Raw genomic sequence first — 26,249 nt, forward strand, 5'->3', positions numbered from 1 at the left:
GGAATTCAGCGAGGCTCCGACGCCGCCGGCTCGGGGCGGCGACCGTACTCAGGGACGAATCGGGAAAGCCCTCGCACGACACCTTCACGCTGACGATCACCGCCTGGGTCGGGGTTGAGGGCCCACGACAACAAACCGTCCTCCGGGCCGGAGTCGGCGTCTGCCTGCCCCAGCTTCGCAATCCTCACCCGCGCAATCCGCGTCGGCACCGTCTTGTCCGAATCCGCGATCAGCTCCTCATACAGCTTCTCTCCAGGTCGCAGCCCGGTGAACCGGATCCCGATCTCCTGCTCCGAGCGTCCCGCCATCAGGATCATCGTCTTCGCCAGATCCACGATCCTCACCGGCTCGCCCATATCCAGCACGAACACCTGACCACCCTCGCCCATCGCCCCTGCCTGCACGACCAACCTCGCCGCTTCAGGAATCGTCATGAAGTAGCGCGTGATGTCCGGATGCGTCACCGTCACCGGCCCGCCTTGGGCGATCTGCTCCTTGAACTTCGGGATCACGCTGCCGCTCGACCCCAGCACATTGCCGAAGCGCACAGCCATGAACTTGGTGGCGTGGCCCTGACCTGCCATGTGGCTGATGACGAGTTCCGCTGCGCGCTTGGTGGCGCCCATCACGTTGGTGGGGTTCACTGCCTTGTCGGTACTGATCAATACAAAGCGCTCAACGCCGTTCTCTGCGGCTGCCAGGCAGGCGTGATAGGTCCCCAGCGTGTTGTTCCGCAACGCCGCCCACGCGTTCTCTTCTTCCATCAGCGGCACATGCTTGTACGCCGCGGCGTGGAAGACGATCTGCGGCTTGTATTTGCCGAAGACGTGGCGCAAGTGCTCCAGGTCTTTCACATCGCCGATCAGGCGCACCAGCGGGATGTGGGGGAACTTCTCGCCCAGCTCCTGCTCGATGGTGTAGAGCGCAAACTCGCTGAGTTCGTACAGCACGATCTTCGACGGGCCATAACGGGCGACTTGCCTGCACAGCTCCGAGCCGATGGAGCCGCCGGCGCCGGTGATGAGCACCACCTTGCCGTTCAGGCATTCGCTGATGCCGCCTTCGTCGAGCTCGACCGGCTCACGGCCCAGCAGGTCTTCGGGTTCGATGTCGCGCACCTGGTTGACCGAACGGCCGGACAGCAGCTCCTCGCTGCTGGGCACGGTCAACACCGGCAGGCCCACTTTGCCGGCCAGTTCCAGCGCTTGCCGGCGCTGGGGCGTCGCCGCTCCCGGCATGGCGACGATGACGTGGGTGATGCCGTGCAGTGCCGCCAACTCGGCCGTCTGCGTCAAGGTACCAAGCACCGGCACGCCCGCGACGCGAGCCCCCTGCTTGTGCGGCGCATCGTCCAGAAAGCCGACGATGACCCAGCCCTGTGTGTGCTGCAGACCGGCCACCAGCAAGCGACCGGCGTCACCCGCGCCCATCACCAGCGCCCGGCGCTGCTCTTGCGCACTGCCGCTGATGCGGCTGCGCATGTGCTCGTAGAGCATGCGGTAGCCCATGCGCATCATGGCCAGCAGCATCAGCGTGAAGAGCGGATGCAAGGCCAACACCGCGCGGGGCACGCCGGCGAGATGAGCCATCAGCACCAGCGTGGCGCTGACGAGGCCCGCCCCGCCGCAGGCCAGCGCCAGGCGCTTGATTTCGCCGAAGCCGGAGAAGCGCCACATGCCCTTGGGAACACGCAGCGCCCACAAGGCCACGGCGTAGACCACCAGCACGCCCAGCAGCACATAGGCGTCGTAGTCGGGCCGCGCCGAGAACCAACGCTCGAAGCCAAGACGGAACAGGTAGGTGAACTGCCAGGCCAGCGCCACGACACCCAGGTCGAGCACCAAAGCCAGTCGCTCCCGGTGCGGGCGCACGCGGGTCAGCAGCACATCGAGACGTTGCCAGTCCATAAGGGCGTTATTGTCAGCGCTCAGCCATGCAGCACGCGGAGCAACGTGCGGCCGATGAGCTTCAGGTCGGAGGCCAGGCTGGCCCGGGCCGCATAGTCGGCGGACAGGCGCAGCTTGGCGGGAAGGATGACGTCGCGGTATTCGCGCTCGGGGTCGGCGGCGGCGGCCAGCAAGTCGGCCTCGTGGCTGTAGGCCAGCGAGGCGGGGTCGGTGATGCCGGGGCGCACGGCCAGCACGGCGTGCCTCAGCGCTTCAGGATAGAGCTCGACATACCGGGGCAGTTCGGGCCGCGGGCCCACCAGGCTCATCGCGCCGCGCAACACGTCCCAGAGCTGCGGCAGTTCGTCGAGCTTGGTCTGGCGCAGCACGCGGCCGGAGCGGGTGATGCGCGGGTCCTCGCCGACGGTGATGGCCGCGCCCGGCTCGACGCGCATCGTGCGGAACTTGTGAATGGTGAACGGCACACCGAAGCGGCCCACACGGCGTTGCCGGAACAGCACCGGCCCCGGCGAGTCCAGCCGAACCCAGACCGCTGCGGCTAGCAGCAGCGGCGACAGCAGCAACAGCCCCAGCGCGGAGGCGATCACGTCGAACAGGCGTTTGGCCAAGGCGCGCGCTCAGGCCAGCAGGCCGCGCACGGCCGCGATGACGCGCTCGACGTCGGCATCGCTCATCGCCGTATACAGCGGCAGGCTGACCGTGCGCTCGTAGGCTTTTTGCGACTGCGGGAACTGCTCGGGCGTGAGGCCGTAACGGTCACGCCAGTAGGGGTGCAGGTGCAGCGGCACGTAATGCACGCTGCAGCCGATGCCGGCCGCGAACATGCCCTCGATGAAGGCGTCACGCGTGAGGGGCGACTTGTCGGCCAGTCGAACCACGTAGAGGTGCCACGCGTGCGTGTCGCCTTCGGGCGCCTGCGGCGGCAGGATCAGTGGCAGGTCGGCGAAGGCCTCGTTGAAGCGCGCGGCGATCTGCTCGCGGCGGACCTGGAAGGCCGGCAGGCGCTTGAGCTGGTGCAGGCCCAGCGCGGCGGCGATGTCGGTCAGGTTGTACTTGAAGCCGGGGGCGACGATCTCGTAGTACCAGCTGGGCACCTTGGCCGTGAAGCGGTCGAAGGCGTCGCGGCTCATGCCGTGCAGGCGCATGACGCGGGCGCGCTTGGCGAGCTCCGGGTTGCGGGTGACCAGCATGCCGCCCTCGCCCGTCGTCATCGTCTTGTTGGCGTAGAAGCTGAAGACCGTGGCGTCGGTGCCCAGCGTGCCGATGAGCTCCTTCTCGATCGTCGTCGGCAGCGCGTGCGCCGCGTCGTCGATGACGCGCAGCCCGTGGCGGCGCGCGATGTCCAGCACCGCGATCATGTCCACGGCCAGGCCGGCGTAGTGCACCGGCATGATGGCCTTCGTGCGCGGCGTGATGGCGGCCTCGATGGCGGCGATGTCGATGTTCAGCGTCGCAGGGTCGATGTCGACCAGCTTCACGTCGGCCCCGAGATAACGCACGACTTCGGCGGTGGCCGTGAAGGTGTGCGTCGTCGTGATGACCTCGTCGCCGGGCGCCAGGCCGATCGCCTCCAGCGCCAGGTGCAGGCCGGCCGTCGCCGAATTGACCGCGATGCACTCGATCTGCGGGTCCCCCAGGAACTCGGCGAACGCCTGCTCGAAGCGCTTGGCCTTGGGGCCGGTGGTGATCCAGCCGGATTTCAGCGTGTCGACGACCTCGGCGATCTCGTTGTCGCCGAGGTCGGGCAGGGCAAAGGGAAGGAAGGGCTGGGCAGTCATCGGGCGGGATTTTCGTGCATCAGGGCTTCTCGATCAGCACGAGACGGTGCGTGCGCAACAAGGGAACGAGATTCAGCAGCGGGTAGGCCGCCGGGAAGGCGCGCGCCAGCGGTGGCGCCAGCGTCACACGGCGGGCCGTGAAGCGCCCTTGCGGGAACAAGGCCCGCACGCGCGCCAGCGGCACGCCGCGCACGTCACGGTTGCGCGGGTTGTTGACGGTGAAGTCATACCAGACCACGGCACCGCCGGGCTTGAGCCAGCGCCACATCGCGTCGGCCACGCGCTGCTGCAGGGCGTCGTCGAGGATGGACGAGAACACCGTGGACTGCAGCACCAGGTCCTGGCTGGCGGGCGGCACATCAGCCGCCGCCGCGTCGCCGCACAACAGCCGCACGCCCTCGGGCAGCGCCGCGCGGGCTGCGGCCAGGCGCGCCGGCAGCAGCTCGATGCCGGTGAGATGCGGCGGCAGCAACCCCAGCCGCAGCAAGTCCAGCAGGTTGCCACCCGCGCCGCAACCCACCTCGGTGGCCCGCCATTCGGCCGGCACGCCCGGGCGGCGCGCCAGCAGCGTCAGCAGCGCGCGCTGGCGCTCCTGCCACATGCGCCACACCTCGGGCCGCAGCAGGCTGTAGCGGTCGCCCTCGCCCCGGTCTGCGCGGCGGGCATAGCGCTGGGCGATGCGGTCCAGCTCGTTCATCGCCGCAGCCGTGGTGCCATCACGGTGCCAGAGCCCGGATGAAGCGCTCGGCGAGCACGGGGAAGGCATGGCGCTCCATCGCGAAGGCCCGGCCGCGCGCGCCCATCGCGGCGCGCTCGGCGGGCGTCAGCGCCGCCAGCTGGCGCAGGCCGGCGGCCACGGCCTCGGCGTCTTCGGGCGCCACCGTCAGGCCGGCACCCGCCTCGGCGACGGGGTCGTTACCGGCCTCGACGGAGTGCAGCACGGCGCGGCCAGCCATCAGGTAGTCGATGAGCTTGTTAGGCGCGATGCCGAAGCGGTAGATGGGCGTGCGCTGCCAGCCGATGTAGGCGATGTCGAAATGGCTCAGCAACGTCGGGATCTGCGCCTTGGGGATGGGCGCGAAGAAGCGCACGTTCGCCAGCCCCTCGGCAGCGGCACGCGCGGCCAGGCGCTCGGCCTCGTGGCCGCTGCCGACCAGCACGAAGCTCAGCGGCGCGTCCTTCAGCCTGGCCGCCGCATCCAGCAGCACGTCCAGCGCATTGGGCAGGCCCATGGAGCCGGCATAGCCCACGATGACGCGGCCGGCCGCGCGCTCGGCGTCGAGGTGTGCCTGAAGCGTGTCGCCCAGCGGCGTCGATTCCCCCTGCCACTCCTCCGGCGCGAAGCCATTGGGCACGATGTGCAGCTTCTTCAGGTCCAGGCCCCGGGACGCCATGTGCTCCTGCACGCAAGGCAGCATGGAGACGACGACGTCGGCATCGCGGTAGGCATCGGCCTCGGCCTTGCCGCACAGCATCGCAAACGGGTGGCGCGGCGACATGCCCGACAGCTCGATCAGCGACAGCGGCCAGAGGTCGTGCACCTCATAGACCAGCTTGGCCTTGGCCAGGCGCGCGAGCCTTTTCGCGACCCACACATCCATCGGATAGGTGCTGGACGCGATGACCGCGTCGGGCCGGAACTCACGCGTGAGCCGCCACGCATCGGCGCGCAGCTGGCGCAGGAAGGACAGGATGTTGCGCAGCCGCCCCATGCCATTGCCGGCGTACTGCGGCACGGGCAGCCAGCGGTAGCGGATGCCGTCGATCAGTTCCTCGACGGGCACACCGGGCACCTCGGGCTGCACGGCGCGCACATGCGAATACGACGCGGCGACGATCATGACCTCGTGCCCTGCCCTCACCCACTCGCGGGCGAGGTAGTAGGGGCGGAACTCCATGCCGTGGCGTGGCGAGCCGGCGTAGTGGTTGACGAGCAGGATCCTCATCGGCGGCGCCCGGCCGCCCGAAGGCGCTGATGCGCCCCCTTGGGGGGCAGTGAGCAAAGCGAACGTGGGGGCTTGGTCATGCCGGCGTCAATTCCTTCAGGCGTGTGAGGAAGCGCTGCACATGCGGCTCGAACAGGCCGTTGGCGGCGACCCAGTCGCGGTTGACGATGGCGAGCCTGGGCGCATCCAGCGCGGCCATGCGCGCCGGCAGGTCGTCCAGTGAGCCGACGTTGCCCGCCACGATCAGCCCACGGGCCGAGTCACCGATCACCTCGCGGTTGGCGGGCAGTTCGGACAGCAGCGGCACGCAGCCGTGGGCCATGGCCTCCAGCACGGAAACGGACACCGAGTCGCTCTCGGGCAAGCTCAGGAACCAGGTCGCCCGGGCGTAGTGCGCGGCCTGCGCCTGCGCGTCCAGGCGGCCGACGAAGCTGATCTTTTCCGCCAGCCCCCTGGCCGCCACGTCGGCCTCCAGCGCGGCGCGCAGAGAACCGTCGTTGGCGACGACCAGCCTGGCCTCCGGCTGCGCAGCCGCGATGCGCGCGAACGCGTCGATGACGAGCTGCGGCCGGTAGATGGGCTCCAGGCCCCGATTGGCAAAGCACAGCCAGGGCTGCTTCTTCGCGTTCTGCTTCGGCATGGCTTCCAGCCCGAACGGGAAGGTCATCACCTCGCCCGCGCCCAGCTCGCGCATGCGCTCGGTCATGTGCAGCGAGTCGGACGTCATGATCGCGCAGTGGCGCAGCACCTTCTTCGTCATCCAGCGCCAGGCACCGCCGCGCTGCGGCGTCACGAGGATGTCGCTGCCCCAGGCCGAGCCGGCGATCTGCGCGCGCAGCCGCCAGCCCAGCTTGGCCGCCCAGGCGAGCGAGCCATGCGAGGTCAGGTAATGCGCATGCAGCCAGTCGGCGTCGGTGTCGGCCAGCCAGGCGCCCATGCGGGGCAGCTGCTTGATCAGCGCCACGTTGCCGCCCGCGTGCTCGGGTTCGGTGTTCAGTGCCAGGCGCTGCGCGTCGGGCAGCAGCTTCAGGAACTCCGGCAGAAAGCCACGCGACGAGATCGCGTACAGCTGCACGCGGGGCTGCAGCGCCCGCGCCCACTTCAGCAGGTGCGGGCTTTCGCCATCGCCGATGAGCACGAGCTTGAGGCCGCCACCGAGGCTCATGGGCGGCTCCCGGCGATGGGGGTGAAAGATGGAAAGAACCAAGGTGTCATGGCTTGCCTGCCCAGGCCTCATAGGCCTCGCGCAGCTCGGGGTGGCGGGTCAGCAGCACGGCGTCGCGCACGCGGGTGTCGCCCACCTGGCGGGCCGGCTGGCCGGCCATGATGGCGAAGTCGGGCGCGATGCCGCGCAGCTGGGCGTAGGCGCACAACATGGCCCCCTTGCCGAGCTGGCTGCCCGGCTCGATGAGGCAATGCGCACCGACGAAGCTGTAGGCGCCGAGCCGCACCGGCGCCTTCACATAGCCCGGCGGCTGGCCGCCGGCCGTCGCGAAGCGCCGCCCGTTGATGCGCAAGGCGTTGTGCGTGCTGTGGGTCAGGATGGAACAGAAGTTGGAGATCTGCACGCCTTCCTCGATGACGAGGCCGGCGCTGGCGTCGATGAAGTTGAACTGGCCGATGAAGACATGGTCGGCCAGCTCCAGGCCCGCCTCGCCCTCGATGCAGGTGCTGGGCGCGATGCGCGTGTGCGGCCGCCCGCGCTCGCCGAAGACCATGCGGAACAGCAGCGCGTGCGCCAGCCGGCGGCGCCATCGGTTGAGCCAGGGGCGGATCATTCCCAAGTCCAGAGAGCCCAGAAGAAATAGCCGAAGTAGAGCAGCATCGCGGCCGACACCCCCCAGCCGGCACCGGCCAGGCCGCCCAGATGCAGGCCGGCCGCCAGCCCGCCGATGAACATGAACTGCCCCACCAGCGCCAGCTTCAAGGCCCAGGCCTGCGCGCCCCAGGCCATCGTCACGACGGACAGCGGCGAGGCGATGAAGTGCAGCGCGATGTAGAGCGCGAGCGACCGCGCCAGCACGCCGGCACCTAGCCAATCGGGGCCGAAGACCAGCCCGAACAGCCAGGGGCCCAGCAGCAGCAGCGCCAGCATCAGCGGCAGCGCGATGGCGGCGAGCAGCAGCAGGCTGTGACGCACGAGCGTGCGCGCTTCGGCGCGGCTCGCCGCCTGCGTCAGCCGCGGATACAAGGCCTGCGACAGCGAGCCGCCCACCAGCGACGCCGGGGCCTTCAGATAGCGCAGCGCCAGCGCCCAGGCGCCGGCCTCGGGTGCGCCCAGCCAGGCCGTCAGCAGTGCGATGGCCAGCGTGTCCTGCAGCGCGCCGGCAAAGGCGTGGGGCGTGTTCAGCAGCGGGAAGTCGCGGTGCTTGGCGGCCATTGCCGTGAGCGGCTGCGCTTTGAACAGCCCGCGCCATCCGCCGGCCGGCGCCGGCTGCGCCTGCAGCGCGGCGGCGGCGGCCGTGGCCAGCGTGGCGCCGCTCACCAGGCCCCAGGGTCCGGCCTGCAGGAGCCCGAACCCGACCTGCGCGACCGCCCCACCGCCCCACTGCAGCACGCGGGCGCGCGCCAGCGCCGCAAAGCGCCCGGCCCGCGCCGCCCACTGGGCCAGGCCCTGGCTGGCGGCGAGCGCGAGCACCACGAGCGGCAGCGCCGCCGCCAGAGACAACCCCGCCCAGGCCGCCCAGGCCGCACCGAGGCACAGCGCCAGCAGCGTCATCGCCATCAGCACGCGCAGGCACAGCGCCAGCAGCGCCGCGGCGCCGCGCTCGCCGGTTTCCAGCGCCAGCGCGAACTCGTAGCGCGCGCAGCCAACGACGGCGAGGTTGCTCGCCACCGTCCACACCAGGGAGAACTGGCCGTAATCCGCCGGCGAGTACAGCCGCGCGATCCACGGCCCCAGCAGCAGCGGCACGGCCTGCGCCAGCGCGCTGCCGGCAAGCAGGGTGAAGGTGGCGCGGCGCAGGCTGTGGGCGTTCATCGAGGCGGGCGATTCTAAAATCGCGGATTCACCCAAGGCCCGCAATGACCAACACCACACCGCCCACACCAGCCGCGCCCGCCGCCGACGAGAACCAACTGATCGCCGAACGCCGCGAAAAACTGGCCGCGCTGCGGGCCACGACGGCGGTGCCCTTCCCCAACGACTTCAAGCCCCAGCACCGCGCGCAGCCGCTGCAGGAACAGTACGGCGCGCTGGACAACGAGGCGCTGGAACCCCAGGCCGTCAAGGTCAGCGTGGCCGGCCGCATGATGCTCAAGCGCGTCATGGGCAAGGCCAGCTTCTGCACGCTGCAGGACGCCACCGGCCGCATCCAGCTGCGCGTGACCATCGACAACGTCGGCGCCGACGTCTACGAGGCCTTCAAGAAGTGGGACCTGGGCGACATCCTCGGCGGCGAAGGCACGCTGATGAAGACCAAGTCCGGCGAGCTGACCATCACCGTCACCACGCTGCGCCTGCTGACCAAGAGCCTGCGCCCGCTGCCGGACAAGTTCCACGGCATGACCGACCAGGAGCAGAAGTACCGCCAGCGCTATGTCGACCTCATCACCGACGAAGACGCCCGCAAGCGCTTCACGGCGCGCAGCAAGGCCGTGTCGGCCATCCGCAGCTTCATGGTGGACCACGGCTTCCTGGAGGTCGAGACGCCCATGCTCCACCCCATCCCGGGTGGCGCGAACGCCAAGCCCTTCATCACCCACCACAACGCGCTGGACCAGCAGATGTACCTGCGCATCGCGCCGGAGCTCTACCTGAAGCGCCTGGTGGTGGGCGGCTTCGAGCGCGTGTTCGAGATCAACCGCAACTTCCGCAACGAAGGCATCTCGGTTCGGCACAACCCCGAGTTCACGATGATGGAGTTCTATGCGGCCTACTGGACGCATCACGACCAGATGGACTTCACCGAGGCCGTGCTGCGCCACGCCGCCATCGCCGCCACCGGCAGCGCCGCGCTGACGTACGCCGGCAAGCCCGTGGCGCTGGACAAGCCCTTCGCCCGCGTCTCCGTGCGCGACTCGCTGATCCAGTACGCCGGCCTGACCGAGGCCGAGGCTGACAACCCCGACGTGCTGCGCGCCAAGATCGTCGCCGCGGGTGAAGACGCCCCCGCCCGCTGGAGCCTGGCTGAGCTGCAGTTCGGCCTGTTCGAGGCCGTCGTCGAAGAGAAGCTGTGGGAGCCCACCTTCATCATCGACTACCCCGTCGAGGTCTCGCCGCTGGCCCGCGCGTCGGACGCCAACCCCAAGATCACCGAGCGCTTCGAGCTGTTCATCACCGGCCGCGAATACGCCAACGGCTTCTCCGAGCTGAACGACGCCGAAGACCAGGCCGCGCGCTTCCACGCCCAGGTGGCCAACAAGGAAGCCGGCGACGACGAGGCGATGTTCTTCGACGCCGACTTCATCCGCGCGCTGGAATACGGCATGCCCCCGACCGGCGGCTGCGGCATCGGCATCGACCGGCTGATGATGCTGATCACCGACAGCCCGTCCATCCGCGACATCATCCTGTTCCCAGCGCTGCGCCGCGAAGCCTGACGCCTGGCCACGCCCTCCGCATATAGGCGGTTTAGAGAAATTATCGGATCCTTGTAATTTCTCAAAACTCGCCTTATGCTTAGGCGTGGACCCGATCCGTGACCCTTTCGCCCCCGGTGCGGGCACGCCCCCGCCGGAGCTGGCGGGCCGAGACGCTTTGCGCGAAACGCTGCGCGTCGCCCTGGAACGCGCGCGGCTGGGCCGGCCGGCCAAGAGCGCCATGCTGGTGGGGCTGCGGGGCGTCGGCAAGACCGTGCTGCTGGACCGCATTCGCGAAGACGCGGAAGCCAGCGGCATTCACACCGTCCGCATCGAAGCCCCCGAGCAGCGCTCCCTGCCCGCCCTGCTGGCGCCGCAACTGCGGCAAGCCCTGCTGCGGCTGAGCCTGACGGCCTCGGCGAAGGACGCGTCGATCCGCGCGCTGCGTGCACTCGCCGGCTTCGCGAAGAAGCTCAAGGTGAAGTACGACGACATCGAGGTGGGCATCGATTTCGACCCCGAGCCCGGCCTGGCCGACAACGGCGACCTCGAGCACGACCTGCAGGCGCTGTTCGAGCAGGTCGGCACGGCAGCCAAGGCGGCCGGCACGGCGCTGGCCATCTTCGTCGACGAGCTGCAATACGTGCCGGAAGAGCAGCTGGCCGCGCTGATCACGGCGCTGCACCGCACGGAACAGCGCCGCCTGCCGGTCGTCCTCATCGGCGCCGGTCTGCCCCAGTTGCGCGGGCGCATGGGCAATGCAAAGTCCTACGCCGAGCGCCTGTTCGACTTCCCCGAGATCGGCCCGCTGCCGGCCGAAGCCGCCCGGCAGGCGCTGACCAAGCCGCTGCACGACGAACACACCGACATCACCGAACCCGCGCTGGCCCGCATCCTCGAGGTCAGCCAGGGCTACCCCTACTTCCTGCAGCACTGGGGCAGCCACACCTGGCTGGCGGCAGCGGCCTCGCCCATCGACATCGCCGACGTGGAGCGCGCATCGACGACCGCCGTCGCCGGGCTGGACGAGGGCTTCTTCCGCGTGCGCTTCGACCGCTGCACGCCCAAGGAGAAAAAGTACCTGCGGGCCATGGCCGAACTGGGCGCGGGGCCACATCGGTCCGGCGACATCGCCAACGCGCTGAACGAGCCGGTGTCGTCGCTGGCGCCAACCCGCAGTGCGCTCATCCTCAAGGGCATGATCTGGAGCCCCAACCACGGCGACACGGCCTTCACCGTACCGATGTTCGATCAGTTCATGAAGCGCATCGTTCCGGCGGACGACTGGCACTGAGGCCAGCCACGCGAATCGCGGTCAGGCCACACTGCCCGCCGGCGCCTTGCCCGCGATGATCATCGCGAGCACCTCGTCCTCGGTCACATCCGCCGTGCGGCACACGCCCACCAGCCGGCCCGTCTTCATGACCATCAACCGGTGCGACAGCGCGAACACGTCCGGCATGTCGTGCGTGACGAGCAGGATGCCCACGCCCTCGGCGCTGAGCCGGCGGATCAGGTCATGCACCATCGCCGTCTCCGCAGGCCCCAGCGCCGCGCAAGGTTCGTCCATGATCAGCACGCGAGCCTTGAACTGCAGCGCGCGCGCGATGGCCACGACCTGACGCTGGCCACCCGACAGCGACATCACCGGGTCGGCGATGTTCTTGAAGTTCGGGTTCAGCCGCGCGAACAGCGGCACGGCGGCGGCCCGCATGGCCGCGTCGTCCAGCAGCCCGAAGCGCGTGCGCAACTCGCGGCCCAGGAACAGGTTGGCCACCGAGTCGAGGTTGTCGGCCAGCGCCAGCTTCTGGTGGATGGTCTCGATGCCGGCGGCGCGCGACTCGGCCGGGCTGGCGAATTTCACCGCGCTGCCGTTCAGCCGCAATTCGCCACCATCGAAGGGCAGCGCGCCGGCCAGCATCTGCATCAGCGTGGACTTGCCCGCGCCGTTGTGCCCCAGCACGGCCAGCACCTCGCCGGGCGCCAGGCTGAGCGACACGCCATCGACCGCGTGCACGCCGCCGAAGGATTTGCGCGCATCGCGCACTTCGAGCAGGGCATTCATGTCTGCACCCTCCGGCCTGCGGCCTGTCCCGCCAGGCGGGAGCGAACTTGCTCGGGGCGGCCCGTCGCGGCGTTCATTTCTGCACCACGCGATCAAAGACAACTGCGGCCACCAGCACCTGGCCCAGCACCACCATGCGCCAACCGATGCTCACATCGGTCAGCAGCAGGCCGCTGTCGATGCTCTGGATGATGAGCGCGCCCAGCACCGTGCCGCCCACGCTGCCGCTGCCGCCGGCCAGGCTCACGCCGCCGATGACGGCCGCCGCGATGACGGTCAGCTCCATGCCCGTGCCCATCGAGTTCGTGCCGGCGTTCAGCCGCGCCATCGCCACCACCGCCGCCAGCGCGACGAGCGCGGCCAGCAGCAGGTTCAGCTGGATCATCACGCGCCGCACCGGAATCCCGGCCAGCCGCGCCGCATCGGGGTTGCCGCCGATCGCGTAGACGTAACGCCCGAAACGCGTGTGCTTGGCGACGAAGCCCAGCAGCAGCACGACGGCGACCCAGATCACCAGCGGCAACGGCAAGCCCTGGCCCTGCGCCTGGCCTTCGATCCGGTAGGCGTTGAAGACGGCCACCGCGCCGAACACCGCGACCACCGCCAGGCCCGACTTCAGCCACTCGCGCTTCGCATCGGCCGGCACGCCGCCGGCGCGTTGCTGCGCGCGGCGCTGCACGGCCTGCCAGCCCAGCAGCAGCGCGACGAGCCCCACACCCAGCAGCCAGCTGCCGCGCTCGCCCAGCGAACCATCCAGCCCGCCGCCCAGCGCCAGCAGCCAGGGCTCGGTGACCGGCTGCGTCTTGCCGTCGGCGACGAGAAAGGCCACGCCACGCAGCGACACCAGCCCGCCCAGCGTGACGACGAAGGACGGGATGCCGATGACCGCCGACAGCCAGCCCTGGAACAACCCGATGAGCAACGCGAAGCCCAGGCCCGCGGCCAGCGACGCGATGACCGACCAGCCCTGCGTGTACTGCAGCCAGGCCATCAGCACGCCCACGGCGCCCAGCAGCGAACCCACGGCCAGGTCGATCTGCCGCGCGACGATGATCAGCGCCATGCCGCTGGCGACGATGCCCACGACCGCCGTCTGCTGCGCGATGTTGTAGAGGTTCTCCGCCGTCAGGAAGCTGCCGGTGAGCGCATGAAAGCCGATGGCGATGGCCACCAGCACGGCCGCCATGACGACGAGCCGCCGCGTCTGTGCGCTCACTTGCAGGCGGCCGGCGCCTTGGCGGCGTCGACGCCCTTGCAGGCCACGGCTTTGGTGATCCAGCCGGCGCTGATGACGTCACCCAGGTTGGCCTGCGTGATGGCCACCGGCGCCAGGAACTTGGCCTGCAGGCTGACCTTGCGCGCGCCCCCCGCCCAGGCCGCAGCACCCGGCACTTTCTGACCGCCAGCCAGCAGCACGGCGGCTGCCGCCGCCTCCTTGCCGAGCACGCGCGAGTCCTTCCAGACCGACACGGTCTGCGTGCCCAGCGCCACGCGGTTCAGCGCCGCGTGATCGGCGTCCTGACCGCTGACCGGCACGCCCTTGATGCCTTTGCCGGCCAGCGCCGCGATGGCGCCACCGGCCGTGCCGTCGTTGCTGGCGACCACGGCGTCCACGCCGCCCTTCAGGCGGGTCAGGATCTGCTCCATGTTCTTCTGCGCCACCTCGGGCTTCCAGCCGTCGGTGTATTCCTCGGCCACGATCTTCACGTCGCCCTTCTTCACCGCCTCGGCCAGCGCGTCCTGCTGGCCGGCACGCAGGAAGTCGGCGTTCGGGTCGCTCGGCGAGCCCTTGATCATCACGTAGCGGCCCTGGGGTTTCACGGCCAGCAGGGCCGATGCCTGCAGCCGCCCAACCTCGCGGTTATCGAAGGTCAGGTAGAACACCTCGGGCGCCTCGATGAGGCGGTCATAGGCCACGACAGGCACCTTGCGGGCCTTGGCCTTGTTGAGCGCCGGCTGGATGGCGTCCTTGTCCATCGCCAGGATGATCAGCACCTTGGCGCCCTTGGCCAGCAGCGACTCCACATCGCCGATCTGCTTCTCCGGCGAGCCCCCGGCATCGGCGCTCACGTAGCTGGCGCCCAGCCGCGCGAGTTCGGCCTTGATCGCGGCCTCGTCGGTCTTCCAGCGCTCCTCCTGGAAGTTGGACCAGCTCACGCCCACCACGGGGCCGGCGGCCCACGCTGTCATCGAGACCATCAGCAACGCTGCCGCTGCCCACATCCGCTGTCTGCGCATCTTGTTTGTCTCCACACCCGGACGACCGGGCGCGCGGATTCTAGGAACGCAGACAACAAAAAAGCGACCCTCACAGGTCGCCTTCGCATCGCTTGAAACCGCTTTGTGCCTCAGCGGCCTGCCAGCGCGGTCGAGCGGCGGATCACCGGTGCCGGGAAATCCCCGAGTTCGCGCGCCGCGTTCTCGCCGTGGTCGGCGGCCAGCGCCGCAGCGGTCTTGTTGTCGACCGGCACGTCCTTGGGCTTGACCGACAGCACGGCCTGCGCCGGCAGCTTGGCCTGGGCGGCCGTCTTGGCGGCCGCCGGGGTCGTCGCTTCAACGCCCTTCTCACCCTGGATGGCCGCCAGTTCACCGCTGTCGCGGGCCGCAGCGAGTTCGGCCACGACCTGCGCGCGGGTCAGCGGCTGGGTGGCCTGCGCCGAAGCGGCACCGGCGCAGATCAACAGGGTGGCGGCGATGGCGGTGGACAGCTTGCTCATGGGGGCTCCTTCAGTGGCAGCAGGAACGTCCTGCGAGCCGGGTCTTGCGGACAAACGCGACCGCGTGTCCATGGCCCGAACTGTAGGCAGCCATCCCCCGGGGAAACACTAGGCTGGCGGGAACTGACTATTCTCGGATCGCAAATAGTCGCTCACAGCTCGACACCTTTACGCCACAGAAGCGAGCAATCAGCGGTGCTCGAAGTGCGGCGCCCGCTTGGCCAGGAAGGCCTCCATGCCTTCGCGCTGGTCATGGCTGCCGAACAGCGCGTGAAAGTAGCGGCGCTCCACCTGCACGCCGTCGGTCAGCGGCGCCTGGAAGGCCAGGTTGACGAGTTCCTTGATGAGCGCCACCGACGGGGCGCTGAAGCCGTTGATCGCCTCGGCCGCCGCCAGCGCCTCCTCCAGCAGCTTGTCGGCCGGCACCACGCGGGACACCAGCCCGGCGCTTTCGGCCTCGGCGGCGGCCATCATGCGCGCCGTCAGCAGCAGGTCCATGGCCTTGCTCTTGCCCACGGCACGCGGCAGCCGCTGCGTACCGCCGGCACCGGGCACCACCCCGAGCTTGACCTCGGGCTGACCGAACTTGGCCGTGTCGGCCGCAATGATGAAGTCGCACATCATCGCCAGCTCGCAACCCCCGCCCAGCGCAAAACCTGCCACCGCTGCGATGACCGGCTTGCGCACGCGCAGGACGGTTTCCCAGTTCTTGGAGATCAGCCCGCTCTTGAAGGCCGTGGCGAACGTCAGCGGCAGCATCGTCGGGATGTCCGCCCCGGCGGCGAACGCACGCTCTGACCCGGTCAGCACGATGCAGCCGATGCCGTCGTCGGCATCGAAGGCCAGCAGCGCCTCGCCCAGTTCATCCATCAGCTGGTCGTTCAGTGCGTTGAGTGCCTTGGGCCGGTTCAGCGTGATGAGCGCCGTCTTGCGTGGGCCGTCGCCGTGGACGGCGGTGAGGATGCATTCGTAGGTCATTGGCTCAATCTCCGGGGGATGTCGTTGGCCGATTCTGGCGCGGCCTGCAGCGGCGCCCGCTTGAGCGTCATGTCGATGTAGGTCTGCGCATCCTGGCGAATCAGCAGGCGCACCGGCAAAAACTGCAACGACGGCGCCAGCCACACCTCGGCGACGAGGTCCGCGCCCGACACCTGGGCCTGCGTGGGCTGCGTGGGCCGGATGTGCCAGGCCGACAGCGGGCCCAACGGCGTGTCGAGCACCTCCTCGCCCAGCACCTCGTAGCGCCACGGGTACTGACGGCGCGGCAGCACCAGCGCGAACGGCACGACATGGCCCGCCAGCAACGGCGCGCGGCCGGTCTTGAAGAGCCAGGTCAGCTGCACGAACTGGCTGGCCGAATCCTGCGCGCCCGCATGCACCGCCTGGCGCTGCCCGCTGCCCAACTGCACCTCGCCCGGCAGGAACACGACGCCCGCACGGCGCGGGTCGCCGAGGATCAGCCGCGTCTCTTCGTCATAACGCTGCGGCGCGATGCCCTGGGGCGTCAAGCGGCCCTGGCTGCTCATGCGGCGGGTCACGAACGGCGCGAAGCTGGGGCCCAGACTGACGTCCAGGTGGACCTGGTACTCCCGCCCCCGGCGCAGCCACTCCACCTGGGCCTGGCCATGCACGGGCCCACGGTAGTTGCCCACGAGCTGGTAGCTCAAGCGCGTGGACAGCGGCCATTCGGCGCCCGGCTCATCGCTGGGCGGTGCCGAGGCGGCATCCGCCGGCAGCAGCGGCTGCGATGCCGGCGGCTCGGGCGGCTGGGGCGGCGGCTCGCGTGCGGGCTCGGGCGATGGCTCCTGCGCGGCCATCGTGGCCGGCTCGGGGGCGGGCTCGGGTTCGGTGGTGGCCGACAGCGGTGCGGACGCGGCCTCCGGCATCGCGGGCAGCGCCGCCGCATCATCTGCCGCCGCGACGGGCGCCGTTGGCGCAGCGGCCGGCGGCGATGGCTGCGGTGGTGGTGGCCTCACCGCCGGCGGCTCAGGGATCACCTGTGCTGCGGCTGGCGGCTGCAGCGGCAATTCACGGACGAAGTCGATCTCCATGCGGGCGGGCATCGGCGGCGCAGCGGCGCTCGACCATCCCTCCTGAATGCGCTGCACTTCGCGCCCCAGCAGCAAGTGCAGCGCCAGCACGGCCAGCACCAGCAGCCCCGGCGGCCGCGGCGTTTTCATGCCGACGTCAGGCGCCGAGCCAGCGACGACGGGCCGGCTGAGCTCCCGCAGACGGCACCAGGCCCACCGCCGCCGCCAGCGCCGGCGGCAGGTCGACGTCGAGCTCCACCAAGCGCTGGTCGCGGCTGACCAGCAGGCGCAGCCGCGTCTCGCCCGCCGTGAGCAGGAAGAGCGCTTCGTCCAGCCGGCGCAGCCGCCAGCCGTTGCAGCCCAGGATCTCGTCCCGCGCCTGCACGCCGCCCGCCTCGCCCGCGCCGCCTGTCAGCACATGGCTGACCTGCACACCCGTCAGCGCCGATTCACGCACCCGCAAACCCAGGCGCTGGGCCACGCCCTGGCGGCCGTCATCGCGCCAGTCCACGCCATGGGCCGTCAGCAGCTCACGCAGCGGTAACTCGTCCGTGCCATGCACCCAGGCCTGCAGCTGCGTTGCCGTCTCGTCGCCGGCCAGTGCACGGACGGCGGCCAGGATGTCGTGCTCGCTGACCGGCCCGCCGCCGCTGGTGACCCACAGGCGCTGCATCAGCGCATCCAGGCTGGACTTGCGGGCCCGCAGGCTCAGGTCCAGGCACAAGGCCACCAGGGCGCCCTGCGCGTAGTAGTTGCTGGTGGTGTTGGGGCTGTTCTCGTCCGGCCGGTAGTACTTGGTCCAGGCCTCGAAGCTGGCGGCGCTCAGCGGCTGCACGCGGCGACCCGGGGCGTTCAACACGCCGTTGACCGACGCGGCCAGCAGCTTGAGGTAGCGCGGCGCGTCGACCAGGCCCGCACGGCGCAGGAACAGCTCGTCGTAGTAGCTCGTGAACCCCTCGAAGCACCACAGCAGCTCCGTGTAGTTCTCGCGCTGGTAATCGAACTGCGCAAACTCGGCCGGGCGCAGCCGCTTCACATGCCACGCATGGAAATACTCGTGACTGAACAGGCCCAGCAGCCGTGTGTAGGCCTCGCCCGGGGCGGCCGGCTCGGCAGCGGTCGGCAGTTCCCGCCGCGCGCAGATCAGCGCCGTACTGGCGCGGTGCTCCAGGCCGCCGTGGCCGTCGTCCACCGCCCAGAGCAGGAAGCTGTAGCGCTCGAACGGCGCACCGCCCCAGAAGGCGATCTGCGCCTCGCAGATGCGCTGTACGTCGGCCAGCAGCCGCTCGCCATCGAAGCTCGGCCAGGCGCCGGCCACGACCACCCGGTGCGGCACGCCCGCTGCCGTGAACTCACCCTGCCAATGCGGGCCGATCTCGAACGGGTGGTCCAGCAGTTCGTCGTAATCGGCGGCCTCAAAGGCCCCGGCCTGCACGGGCTGGGCGGCGCGCATCTCGGTGGCCACCTGCCAGCCGCGTGGCACGCGCGCCAGCTCGATGCGATGCGGCTCACCCTCGCGCCCCACGGCGCGCAGGCACAGGCTGCTGGCGTTGAAGAACGCGCGCTGGGCGTCGAGCCAGGCCGTGCGAACAGAAGCATCGAACGCATAGACGTCGTAGCTCAGCACCAGCGGTTTGGCGCGCGGCTGGTCGCTGCAGCGCACCAGCCAGCCGGCTTTGTCGAACTGCTCCACCGCCAGCGTCTGTTGCCCCTGGCGCGCCGTGAGCCCGCTGAGGTGCTTGGCGAACTCGCGCACGAGATAGCTGCCCGGGATCCACACCGGCAGATGCAAGCGCTGTTCGGCCGCTGGGCGGTCGAGCGTCAGCGTGACGCGATAACGATGGGCCGCGAGATCGGCCAGCTCGACGCGGTAGCGCGGCCCCGACATCAACTGCCTGCGGCGGCGAGGAAGCAGCTCAGCGCCGCGATCGCCGTGAGGCGAAAGCGCAGCGTCAGCCAGTCGGCAGCCCCCAGTCGCGGATAGACCTGCCGGTCGACGACATAGCAGGCGATCAGCACGCCGCCGTGCAAGGCCAGCCCACCGTAAGGCGCCAGCAGCGCCCCCAACCAGCCCAGCACGGACGCGATGACACCCCAGATGAGCGCGCCGCGCAGGGGCAGGCCACGAGACATGGACAGCCCCCAGTGCACCCCGCCCAGGAAGGAGATGATCAGCCCGGCATAGCCAGAGAGCGCCAGCGTGACCCAGTAGTGCTGCACGGCATGCTCGCTGTCGGCGAACAGCCAGACGAGCGCGCACCCCAGCACGAAGGGCACCAGCCCGGCATAACCCAGCCGATGCGCGAGCTGGCGGGATTCGGCGTTCATCGGGTCAGGGCTTGCGTGCGGGGGTGGCCAGGGCCTGCAGGCGCTTCTCGAGGTCGGCAGCGCTCACGGCGCCCGGGATGCGGTTGCCGTCTTCCAACAGGATGGCCGGTGTGCCATTCACGTGGATCTTGCGCGACAGCGCCAGGTTGCGCTCGATGGCGGCGTCATCGCATTTCGCGTCAGCCTTGGGCGGCATCTCGCCCTTGAGCATCCAGCCCAGCCATGTCGCAGACCGGTCCTTGGCGCACCAGATCCCGCGCGACTTCTCCGGCGAGTCGCCGCCGAGGATGGGGATGAGGAAGGTGTAGACGGTCACGTCCTTCATCTCTTGCAGCGCCGCTTCGAAGCGGCGGCAGTAGCCGCAGTTCGGGTCGGCGAAGACGGCGATGCGGCGCTTGCCGCTGCCGTTCTTCCAGACCACCGCGTCCTTGAACGGCAGCGCCGCGAAGTCGACGCGGTTGAGCTGCGTGACGCGCTCTTCGGTGAGGTTCTTCCTGGCCTTCAGGTCGATGAGATCGCCTTCGATGAGGAAGGTGGCCGTGGCGTCGGTGTAGCGCACTTCGTTGCCGATGCGCACCTCCCACAGACCCGGCATGGCCGACGGCCGCACCTCGTCGATCTTGGGCGCATTCGGCATGTACTCGGACAGCTGCTTGCGGATGCTGGCTTCGTCGCCGGCAGGCGCCGCGGGCGCGGCAGGGGCCGCAGGCTGACGGGCCACCGGCGGCTTGCGCGCCGCAGGCGGCTCGTCCGCTCTGGCCGCGGCGCCGACCGTGAGAAGCAGGCCGGCCAGCAGGCCGGGAAGAAGTCGAACGAGGGGAGAAGGCACGATGCGCAGCAGAGCGGTGGTGGGGTTAGAGGCCGAGCGCGCGCTGGGTCAGCCAGCGCTTGACGGGAGTGAGTTGATTGAGCGCGTCCAGGCCGCGGTTGCGCAAGCCGTGCAGCGCGGGTGAGGGGTGAGCGAAGAGCCGCTGCAAGCCGTCGGTGAGCTCGCCCATCGCCAGCGTCGGCGCCAGTCGCTCGCGGGCGTAGCGGCGCAGCAGCCGCTCGTCGCCCAGGGGGCGCCAGGCTTCCCGCCCGGCCAGCACGCGTGACAGCGCCGCCACATCGCCCAGCCCCAGATTCAACCCCTGGCCGGCCAACGGGTGGACGATGTGGGCCGCGTCACCGAGCAGCACCCAGCCGGCACCACTGACCGCATCCGCACGCGCGAGTGCCAGTGGCCAGCTCGACCGCTCGCTGCCCAGGCGCAGCTCGCCCGCCGCGCCGCCGGTGGCGGCATGGAGTTCACGCTCGAAGTCCTGCGGCGACAACGTCTGCAGGTGCTCGGCCTTCGCGTCTGCGCAAGACCACACCAGACCGTAGGACGCACCCGGCGTCGGCTGCTCGAACGGCAGCAGCGCCAGCACCTCGCCACCGGCGTGGAACCACTGGCGAGCAACGCCCTGGTGAGGCCGGTCCGCCGACAGCCGGGCTGCCAGCGCGCGGTGCCCGTAGAAACGGGGTTTGAAAGCGACGCCCAGCGCCGCACGCGCGGCCGACTCGCGGCCCTCGCACAGCGCCGTCAGCGGCGCGCGCGTCGTGTCGGGCACCACGCGCACATGCGGAGAAAAGCGCAAGGCCGTGGCGAGTTGAGCGTCCAGCGCTGCGGCGTCGACGATCACCGCCAGCTCGCGTAAACCTTGCTGCCAGGCCGAGAAGCTCAAGCGCCCACCGGCGTGGCCGTCGCCCGCGTCGCCGCACACGACCATGTCGTACACCGGGCTCACGGCGTCGGCGGGCAGGCTCTCCCAGACCTTGAGGTCCGTCAGCAGTGCCACCGACGCTGCATTCAATGCATAGGTGCGCACATCGCCGGCCTTGGGCGCCTCGGCGCTGCCCACCATGCCGACGGACAAGCCCTGCGCAGCCAGGCTCAACGCCAGGCTGCTGCCCACCGCTCCCCGGCCCCTGACCAACACGTCGACACTTTGCATGCAGTGATTGTAGGCAGGGGGTATGCCCCTGCCGGCCCGCCCGGCCGCTTCAACAAGGGGCCATCGCGCGGCCGACTAAAATCCCCGCCTTGCGTGCCCGGCAGCGGCCGGCCGCCCTCTCCCAACGGAAAGCACCGCCATGAGCCTCAAATGCGGCATCGTGGGCTTGCCCAATGTCGGCAAGTCCACGCTCTTCAACGCCCTGACCAAAGCCGGCATCGCCGCCGAGAACTATCCGTTCTGCACCATCGAGCCGAACGTCGGCATCGTGGAGCTGCCGGACCCGCGGCTCGCGGCACTGGCCGAGATCGTCAAGCCCGAGCGCGTGCTGCCCGCCGTCGTCGAGTTCGTCGACATTGCCGGTCTGGTCGCCGGCGCGAGCAAGGGTGAAGGCCTGGGCAACCAGTTCCTCTCGCACATCCGCGAGACCGACGCTATCGTCAACGTCGTTCGTTGTTTCGAAGACCCCAACGTCATCCACGTGAACGGCAAGGTCGACCCGATCTCCGACATCGAAGTCATCCAGACCGAGCTCTGCCTGGCCGACCTCGGCACCGTCGAGAAGAGTCTGCACCGCTACAACAAGGTCGCCCGCGCCGGCGACAAGGACGCCATCGCGCTGGTCAAGGTGCTGGAGAAGTGCCAGGCGGCGCTCAACGAGGCCAAGCCTGTTCGCACCATCGACTTCAGCAAGGAAGAACTGGTCATCCTGAAGCCGCTGTGCCTGATCACGGCCAAGCCGGCCATGTTCGTCGGCAACGTCTCGGAGGACGGTTTCGAGAACAACCCCTTCCTCGACCGCCTGAAGGAATACGCGGCCGCGCAGAACGGCCCGGTCGTCGCCATTTGCGCGAAGACCGAGTCCGAACTGTCCGAGATGGAAGACGAAGACCGCGCGATGTTCCTGGCCGAGATGGGACAGGACGAACCGGGCCTGAACCGCCTGATCCGCGCCGCCTTCAAGCTGCTGGGTCTGCAGACCTACTTCACCGCCGGCGTGAAGGAAGTGCGCGCCTGGACCATTCACATCGGCGACACCGGCCCGCAGGCCGCCGGCGTGATCCACACCGACTTCGAGCGCGGCTACATCCGCGCCCAGACCATCGCCTACGACGACTTCATCCAGTACCGCGGCGAGCAGGGCGCGAAGGACGCAGGCAAGATGCGCGCGGAAGGCAAGGAGTACGTCGTCAAGGACGGCGACGTGCTGCACTTCCTGTTCAACGTCTAAAGAAGACGCCCTCTCCGGCCGACCAATCCACGCCGGCTCGCCAAACCCCGCCAATCGGCGCGATGCCAGTTAAGCCTGACTGGCATTTTTTTCGTCGGGAACTTGTGAGCCCGGTTCTCGACCTCCCGAGTGCAGGAGTCACTTTGCGGCGCCTGGACCTGCCGTCCAGCGGTCTTGCTGAGAGCTCGGACCGGCGGCTTCATCTCAGCCTCGCGGTGAGCGTCCAGCCGCCCCATCTTGAAGGCCGGGCGGCGGCATAGGAGCCTCGTGTCCACCGTAACTCTTGGTGGACACGTGACTACTATTCCAGAAGACCACGCAGGGCCACGCCGGCGGCGGCGCCTGCACAGCGACGAGTTCAAGGCCCGCGCGGTGGCCAGCTGCATGCAGCCGGGCATGTCGATGGCGGCCGTGGCGATGGCGCACGGCGTCAACGCCAACCTGCTGCGTCGCTGGGTTCGCGAGGCCGAGATGAAGGCTCCGGCCCACGCCCTCGGCAAGAGCACCGCAGAGCAACTCCAGGCGCCGCAGCGCGAGCCCCTGTTCGTGCCGGTGACCCTGCCGGCGCCCGCTGCACCGGCGCCCATGCCCGACATCCGCATCGAGTTGCAGCGTGGCGCCTCGGCGATCACGGTGACCTGGCCGGCCAGTGCAGCCAGCGAGTGCGCCACCTGGCTGCGCGAGTTGCTGCGGTGATCCGCATTGACGCGATGTGGCTGGCGGTCGACCCCATCGACATGCGCGCAGGGCCCGAGCGGCTGCTCGCCCGCGTTGTGCAGGTCTTCGGTGCCGCCCAGGGCCACCACGGCTACCTCTTCGCCAACGCGCGCGGCACGCGCATCAAGCTGCTCGTGCACGACGGCTTCGGCGTGTGGTGTGCCGCGCGCCGTCTCAACGCTGGCCACTTCACATGGGCCCGTGTCGCCGCAGGCGCGCCTGGCGCACTGGAGCTTGGCCGCGCGCAGTTCGATGCCCTGGTACTGGGACTACCTTGGCAGCGCCTGCCCGAGTTGCAGTGCATCACTCGCGCATGACACCGGGCATGGCGTCCACGCGCTGACAACGGCAGTTGTGCCGATGGCGCGGCGTGGCCGCGCTCGGCACGATGCAGTGCATGCTCGACATCCGCGACCTCAAGGCCCACGACCTGCAAGGTCTGACGCCGGATGCGGTCGCGGTGCTGGCCCGCCAGATGCTGCAGCACATCGAGCAGCAGGCCGACGAGCTGCAACGCCAGCAGCAGCTCATCGAGTCCAAGCAGCAACTCATCGAACGCAAGGACCGCGAGTTCGCGCTGCGCGAGGCCAGGCTGGAGAAGGTGCAATTCGAGCTGGCGCGGCCGAAGCGCTGGGAGTTCGGCGCCAAGTCCGAGGCCATGAACGCCGAGCAGCGTCGCCTGTTCGAGGAGACGCTGGCCGAGGACGAGGCCGGTCTGCAGGCTCAGCTCGATGCGCTGCGCGCCCAGGCTGCAGAAGGCCAAGGTACACCCCCGAAGGCCTCGTCGCGTCGCCCGCGCCGCCAGGCGCTGCCCGAGCACCTGCGTCGCGTGGAACACCGCCACGAACCCGAAGACACCACCTGCCCGAGCGAAGGTTGTGGGCAGCCGATGACGCGTATCGGCGAAGACGTCAGCGAGAAGCTCGACATCGTGCCGGCCGAGTTCTTCGTGCACCGCCACATCTACGGCAAGTGGGCCTGCCACTGCTGCCAGAGCCTGAAGCAACAAGCCTCGGTGCCCGAGGTGATCGACGGCGGCCTGGCCGCCAGCGGGCTGCTGGCCCACACCCTCATCAGCCGCTTCGCCGACCACCTGCCGTACTACCGGCAGGAAGCCATCAACGCCCGCAGCGGCGTGCGCACGCCGCGCTCGACGCTGGCGGCCTGGGCTGGCCAGGCCGGCGCGGCGCTGCAGCCGCTGGTCGACGCGCACAAGCGCTTCGTGCTGGGCAGCCGGGTGCTGCACGCCGACGAGACGCCGGTGGCGCTGCTGGACCCGGGCGCGGGCAAGACCCGCAAGGCCTACGTCTGGGCCTATGCCCGAAGCCAGCACGACCCGACACCGGGCGTGGTCTACGACTTCTGCCCAGGGCGCGGGGCGCAGTATCCACGCGACTTCCTCGCCGGGGACAAGCAGGCAGGACTGCCCGCCTGGGCGGGCACGCTGCTGACCGACCGCTACGGTGCCTACGACACGGTGCTGGACGAGCAACTGCACCCGGGCCGCAAGGCCGCGGCCTGCGTGGCACACGCCCGGCGCAAGTTCGACGAACTTGCCAAGGCCGGCACCAGTGCGGTGAGCGAGGAGGCGATCCAGCGCTTCGCGAGCTTGTACGCGGTCGAGCGTGAACTCGCCGGCTTGGGCGATGACGAGCGACGCCAGCAACGCCAGCGACTCGCCAGGCCGCTGTGGCAGCAGCTCGGCACCTGGCTGCAACTGGAGCGACGCCGCGTCGCCGATGGCGGCTCGACGGCTGCGGCCATCGACTACACGCTCAACCACTGGGCAGCGCTGACGCAGCACCTGGACGACGGAGCGGTTCCCATCGACAACAACCACCTGGAGCGGCAGATCAAGCCCTGGGCGATGGGGCGCAAGGCCTGGATGTTCGTGGGCAGCGAGTTGGCCGGACACCGCGCGGCTGCGGTGATGAGCTTGGTGCAGTCGGCGCGCATGTGCGGCCACGAGCCCTGGGCCTACCTGCGTGATGTGCTGCAGCGGTTGCCCACGCAGCTCAACAGCAGGATCGAAGAGCTGCTGCCGCACCGCTGGCAGCCGGCTTGACCCTCAACGTCCGTATGCCGTCAATATGGTGTGGCTGGACGCTCACTCTCAACGGGCACGACCCGTATGCGTATCTGCATGACGTGCTGGAGCGCCTACCGCTGCAGCCGGCAAGCAGCGTTGGACAACTCCTTCCGCACCGTTGGTCGCCCGCACAGATTCACGCCTAAGGCATCATTCAACAATGATCAAGTCGTCAACGGACTGGTACGTTTTGGCAGTTCTTGCAGCGATCTTTAGCCCGGCCCTGTATGGCCTGGCGTCAGCAGCGTTCCGGTTCAGAAGAGGTTCAGTTGACTCAGGCCTCGACGGCTTCAAGCCCGGCATGGCAATGCATTTAGTGAACGCATTTCTCTCGCCTGGGGTGCCGGCCTATCACCTTTACGAGGATTTGCGAATCGGTGGCGGGAGCATGGGCAGCCTGTTGTCTTTTCTCATCCTTCCCATCACATGGATTGTTTTCGTGTCCGCTCAGAAGCGGATCGCCAAGGCATCGATCACTGTGTGAGCGGGCAGATGCTTCAGGGGCGACACAGACGACCGTCCTAAAAAGGGTGTGTTGCCCGTACGTTTACTGGCGGGATTCTACCGTGCTCCCAGCACCGATCGCCCAAAAAGCAAAACCCCCACCAGCTTGCACTGATGGGGGTTGGCTTTAGTAAATAGCCTGACGATGACCTACTTTCACACGGGAATCCGCACTATCATCGGCGCTGACTCGTTTCACTGTCCTGTTCGGGATGGGAAGGAGTGGTACCAAGTCGCTATGGTCGTCAGGCTTGACTGGTTGGTTTGCTGGCTTTGCCAACAAACCCAATTCGTAGAGTCAGCAGATTTTATTTGCACATCACAAGCTTCATGCTTATGACGGAATCAGTATATTTTGATTGCGCCTCAGTAGACTTCTGAAGAACAGCATAACTTGAATACCCACCTTGATCTGCAATTCACAGTCAAAGTTATAGGGT

At 69.1% G+C, this 26,249-nt stretch carries 25 protein-coding genes, 1 rRNA gene and 1 pseudogene; 8 read left to right on the forward strand and 19 right to left on the reverse strand.

Annotated elements, in window-relative coordinates; translation table 11 throughout:
* Positions 1-5: 5 nt before the first annotated feature.
* From ACG00X_RS08845 to ACG00X_RS08880, 8 genes are all read right to left on the reverse strand, one after another.
* A complete protein-coding gene (locus ACG00X_RS08845; protein WP_394487747.1) occupies positions 6-1,907 on the reverse strand; it encodes a polysaccharide biosynthesis protein in 1,902 nt (633 codons plus the stop codon).
* Between the two features lie 20 nt (positions 1,908-1,927).
* A complete protein-coding gene (locus tag ACG00X_RS08850; protein ID WP_394487748.1) occupies positions 1,928-2,515 on the reverse strand; it encodes a sugar transferase in 588 nt (195 codons plus the stop codon).
* Between the two features lie 9 nt (positions 2,516-2,524).
* Positions 2,525-3,685: a DegT/DnrJ/EryC1/StrS family aminotransferase gene (locus ACG00X_RS08855; protein WP_394487749.1), complete on the reverse strand. Its 1,161-nt coding sequence runs from the start codon at positions 3,683-3,685 to the stop codon at positions 2,525-2,527.
* 19 nt (positions 3,686-3,704) lie between these two features.
* Positions 3,705-4,382, reverse strand: a complete 678-nt coding sequence (locus ACG00X_RS08860; protein ID WP_394487750.1) for a methyltransferase domain-containing protein — start codon at positions 4,380-4,382, stop codon at positions 3,705-3,707.
* Between the two features lie 19 nt (positions 4,383-4,401).
* Positions 4,402-5,631 (reverse strand): glycosyltransferase family 4 protein, encoded by a 1,230-nt coding sequence (locus tag ACG00X_RS08865; RefSeq protein WP_394487751.1) that lies wholly within the window; start codon positions 5,629-5,631, stop codon positions 4,402-4,404.
* Between the two features lie 76 nt (positions 5,632-5,707).
* Complete coding sequence (locus ACG00X_RS08870) at positions 5,708-6,796, reverse strand: glycosyltransferase (RefSeq protein WP_394487752.1); 1,089 nt, start codon at positions 6,794-6,796, stop codon at positions 5,708-5,710.
* A 46-nt stretch (positions 6,797-6,842) separates the two neighbouring features.
* The gene (locus ACG00X_RS08875; RefSeq protein ID WP_394487782.1) at positions 6,843-7,406 is read right to left on the reverse strand and encodes an acyltransferase; all 564 of its coding nucleotides are present in this window, start codon (positions 7,404-7,406) and stop codon (positions 6,843-6,845) included.
* The gene (locus ACG00X_RS08880; protein ID WP_394487753.1) at positions 7,406-8,611 is read right to left on the reverse strand and encodes a lipopolysaccharide biosynthesis protein; all 1,206 of its coding nucleotides are present in this window, start codon (positions 8,609-8,611) and stop codon (positions 7,406-7,408) included. Before ACG00X_RS08880 ends, ACG00X_RS08875 begins: the two co-directional genes overlap by 1 nt.
* A 44-nt stretch (positions 8,612-8,655) precedes the next feature.
* Here ACG00X_RS08880 and lysS point away from each other — a divergent pair, with 44 nt between their 5' ends.
* Both lysS and ACG00X_RS08890 read left to right on the forward strand, forming a co-directional pair.
* Positions 8,656-10,173 carry a lysine--tRNA ligase gene (gene lysS, locus ACG00X_RS08885; RefSeq protein WP_394487754.1) on the forward strand — a complete coding sequence of 506 codons (1,518 nt, stop codon included), beginning with the start codon at positions 8,656-8,658 and terminating at the stop codon, positions 10,171-10,173.
* An 85-nt stretch (positions 10,174-10,258) separates the two neighbouring features.
* Positions 10,259-11,446, forward strand: coding sequence for an ATP-binding protein (locus ACG00X_RS08890; RefSeq protein WP_394487755.1), 1,188 nt, complete (start codon positions 10,259-10,261; stop codon positions 11,444-11,446).
* A gap of 21 nt (positions 11,447-11,467) precedes the next feature.
* Here the strand turns inward: ACG00X_RS08890 and ACG00X_RS08895 are convergent, their stop codons facing one another.
* The 10 genes from ACG00X_RS08895 to ACG00X_RS08940 all read right to left on the reverse strand — a co-directional run bounded on the left by ACG00X_RS08895 (position 11,468) and on the right by ACG00X_RS08940 (position 21,268).
* A complete protein-coding gene (locus tag ACG00X_RS08895; RefSeq protein WP_394487756.1) occupies positions 11,468-12,217 on the reverse strand; it encodes an ATP-binding cassette domain-containing protein in 750 nt (249 codons plus the stop codon).
* Positions 12,218-12,290: 73 nt separating this feature from the next.
* Complete coding sequence (locus tag ACG00X_RS08900) at positions 12,291-13,433, reverse strand: sugar ABC transporter permease (protein WP_394487758.1); 1,143 nt, start codon at positions 13,431-13,433, stop codon at positions 12,291-12,293.
* Positions 13,430-14,407, reverse strand: a complete 978-nt coding sequence (locus tag ACG00X_RS08905) for a substrate-binding domain-containing protein (RefSeq protein ID WP_474102989.1) — start codon at positions 14,405-14,407, stop codon at positions 13,430-13,432. The genes ACG00X_RS08900 and ACG00X_RS08905 overlap by 4 nt, the downstream gene beginning before the upstream one ends.
* A gap of 158 nt (positions 14,408-14,565) precedes the next feature.
* Entirely contained in the window at positions 14,566-14,934 is a 369-nt protein-coding gene (locus tag ACG00X_RS08910; RefSeq protein WP_394487760.1) for a DUF4148 domain-containing protein, read from the reverse strand.
* 189 nt (positions 14,935-15,123) lie between these two features.
* Positions 15,124-15,912: an enoyl-CoA hydratase gene (locus ACG00X_RS08915; protein WP_394487761.1), complete on the reverse strand. Its 789-nt coding sequence runs from the start codon at positions 15,910-15,912 to the stop codon at positions 15,124-15,126.
* Positions 15,909-17,114, reverse strand: a complete 1,206-nt coding sequence (locus tag ACG00X_RS08920; protein ID WP_394487762.1) for a DUF3108 domain-containing protein — start codon at positions 17,112-17,114, stop codon at positions 15,909-15,911. The genes ACG00X_RS08915 and ACG00X_RS08920 overlap by 4 nt, the downstream gene beginning before the upstream one ends.
* Positions 17,115-17,121: 7 nt before the next feature.
* Positions 17,122-18,852: a M61 family metallopeptidase gene (locus ACG00X_RS08925; protein ID WP_394487763.1), complete on the reverse strand. Its 1,731-nt coding sequence runs from the start codon at positions 18,850-18,852 to the stop codon at positions 17,122-17,124.
* Positions 18,852-19,292, reverse strand: coding sequence for a DUF3429 domain-containing protein (locus ACG00X_RS08930; RefSeq protein WP_394487764.1), 441 nt, complete (start codon positions 19,290-19,292; stop codon positions 18,852-18,854). The genes ACG00X_RS08925 and ACG00X_RS08930 overlap by 1 nt, the downstream gene beginning before the upstream one ends.
* Positions 19,293-19,296: 4 nt before the next feature.
* Positions 19,297-20,121, reverse strand: coding sequence for a DsbC family protein (locus tag ACG00X_RS08935; RefSeq protein ID WP_394487765.1), 825 nt, complete (start codon positions 20,119-20,121; stop codon positions 19,297-19,299).
* A gap of 25 nt (positions 20,122-20,146) precedes the next feature.
* Positions 20,147-21,268 (reverse strand): FAD-dependent monooxygenase, encoded by a 1,122-nt coding sequence (locus tag ACG00X_RS08940; RefSeq protein WP_394487766.1) that lies wholly within the window; start codon positions 21,266-21,268, stop codon positions 20,147-20,149.
* A gap of 139 nt (positions 21,269-21,407) precedes the next feature.
* Between ACG00X_RS08940 and ychF the strand changes: the two genes are divergently transcribed.
* The 6 genes and pseudogenes from ychF (at position 21,408) to ACG00X_RS08970 (ending at position 25,789) form a co-directional block, all read left to right on the forward strand.
* Positions 21,408-22,499, forward strand: coding sequence for a redox-regulated ATPase YchF (gene ychF, locus ACG00X_RS08945; RefSeq protein WP_394487767.1), 1,092 nt, complete (start codon positions 21,408-21,410; stop codon positions 22,497-22,499).
* Between the two features lie 294 nt (positions 22,500-22,793).
* Positions 22,794-23,195, forward strand: coding sequence for an IS66-like element accessory protein TnpA (gene tnpA / locus ACG00X_RS08950; RefSeq protein ID WP_394487768.1), 402 nt, complete (start codon positions 22,794-22,796; stop codon positions 23,193-23,195).
* On the forward strand, positions 23,192-23,533 hold the full coding sequence (tnpB, locus tag ACG00X_RS08955; protein ID WP_394487769.1) for an IS66 family insertion sequence element accessory protein TnpB: 342 nt from the start codon (positions 23,192-23,194) through the stop codon (positions 23,531-23,533). Before tnpA ends, tnpB begins: the two co-directional genes overlap by 4 nt.
* An 80-nt stretch (positions 23,534-23,613) precedes the next feature.
* The gene (tnpC, locus tag ACG00X_RS08960) at positions 23,614-25,281 is read left to right on the forward strand and encodes an IS66 family transposase (RefSeq protein ID WP_394487770.1); all 1,668 of its coding nucleotides are present in this window, start codon (positions 23,614-23,616) and stop codon (positions 25,279-25,281) included.
* Positions 25,282-25,328: 47 nt separating this feature from the next.
* A pseudogene (locus ACG00X_RS08965) lies at positions 25,329-25,451 on the forward strand (transposase domain-containing protein); the annotation flags it as partial.
* A gap of 14 nt (positions 25,452-25,465) precedes the next feature.
* A complete protein-coding gene (locus tag ACG00X_RS08970) occupies positions 25,466-25,789 on the forward strand; it encodes a hypothetical protein (RefSeq protein ID WP_394487772.1) in 324 nt (107 codons plus the stop codon).
* A gap of 157 nt (positions 25,790-25,946) precedes the next feature.
* Here the strand turns inward: ACG00X_RS08970 and rrf are convergent.
* Positions 25,947-26,059 (reverse strand): 5S ribosomal RNA (rrf, locus tag ACG00X_RS08975).
* Positions 26,060-26,249: the final 190 nt, after the last annotated feature.

Source organism: Pelomonas nitida, assembly GCF_043555975.1.
GTDB lineage: Bacteria > Pseudomonadota > Gammaproteobacteria > Burkholderiales > Burkholderiaceae_C > Pelomonas > Pelomonas nitida.

What these genes read in the sequence shown, in the direction of transcription:
- ACG00X_RS08855 (WP_394487749.1), bottom strand. Translation starts at nt 3,685, where the DNA reads ATGACTGCCCAGCCCTTCCTTCCCTTTGCCCTGCCCGACCTCGGCGAC.
- ACG00X_RS08845 (WP_394487747.1), bottom strand. Translation starts at nt 1,907, where the DNA reads ATGGACTGGCAACGTCTCGATGTGCTGCTGACCCGCGTGCGCCCGCAC.
- ACG00X_RS08860 (WP_394487750.1), bottom strand. Translation starts at nt 4,382, where the DNA reads ATGAACGAGCTGGACCGCATCGCCCAGCGCTATGCCCGCCGCGCAGAC.
- ACG00X_RS08920 (WP_394487762.1), bottom strand. Translation starts at nt 17,114, where the DNA reads ATGAAAACGCCGCGGCCGCCGGGGCTGCTGGTGCTGGCCGTGCTGGCG.
- ACG00X_RS08880 (WP_394487753.1), bottom strand. Translation starts at nt 8,611, where the DNA reads ATGAACGCCCACAGCCTGCGCCGCGCCACCTTCACCCTGCTTGCCGGC.
- ACG00X_RS08910 (WP_394487760.1), bottom strand. Translation starts at nt 14,934, where the DNA reads ATGAGCAAGCTGTCCACCGCCATCGCCGCCACCCTGTTGATCTGCGCC.
- ACG00X_RS08870 (WP_394487752.1), bottom strand. Translation starts at nt 6,796, where the DNA reads ATGAGCCTCGGTGGCGGCCTCAAGCTCGTGCTCATCGGCGATGGCGAA.
- ACG00X_RS08925 (WP_394487763.1), bottom strand. Translation starts at nt 18,852, where the DNA reads ATGTCGGGGCCGCGCTACCGCGTCGAGCTGGCCGATCTCGCGGCCCAT.
- ACG00X_RS08930 (WP_394487764.1), bottom strand. Translation starts at nt 19,292, where the DNA reads ATGAACGCCGAATCCCGCCAGCTCGCGCATCGGCTGGGTTATGCCGGG.
- ACG00X_RS08895 (WP_394487756.1), bottom strand. Translation starts at nt 12,217, where the DNA reads ATGAATGCCCTGCTCGAAGTGCGCGATGCGCGCAAATCCTTCGGCGGC.
- ACG00X_RS08865 (WP_394487751.1), bottom strand. Translation starts at nt 5,631, where the DNA reads ATGAGGATCCTGCTCGTCAACCACTACGCCGGCTCGCCACGCCACGGC.
- ACG00X_RS08940 (WP_394487766.1), bottom strand. Translation starts at nt 21,268, where the DNA reads ATGCAAAGTGTCGACGTGTTGGTCAGGGGCCGGGGAGCGGTGGGCAGC.
- ACG00X_RS08915 (WP_394487761.1), bottom strand. Translation starts at nt 15,912, where the DNA reads ATGACCTACGAATGCATCCTCACCGCCGTCCACGGCGACGGCCCACGC.
- lysS (WP_394487754.1), top strand. Translation starts at nt 8,656, where the DNA reads ATGACCAACACCACACCGCCCACACCAGCCGCGCCCGCCGCCGACGAG.
- ACG00X_RS08905 (WP_474102989.1), bottom strand. Translation starts at nt 14,407, where the DNA reads ATGACAGCGTGGGCCGCCGGCCCCGTGGTGGGCGTGAGCTGGTCCAAC.
- tnpC (WP_394487770.1), top strand. Translation starts at nt 23,614, where the DNA reads ATGCTCGACATCCGCGACCTCAAGGCCCACGACCTGCAAGGTCTGACG.
- ychF (WP_394487767.1), top strand. Translation starts at nt 21,408, where the DNA reads ATGAGCCTCAAATGCGGCATCGTGGGCTTGCCCAATGTCGGCAAGTCC.
- ACG00X_RS08970 (WP_394487772.1), top strand. Translation starts at nt 25,466, where the DNA reads ATGATCAAGTCGTCAACGGACTGGTACGTTTTGGCAGTTCTTGCAGCG.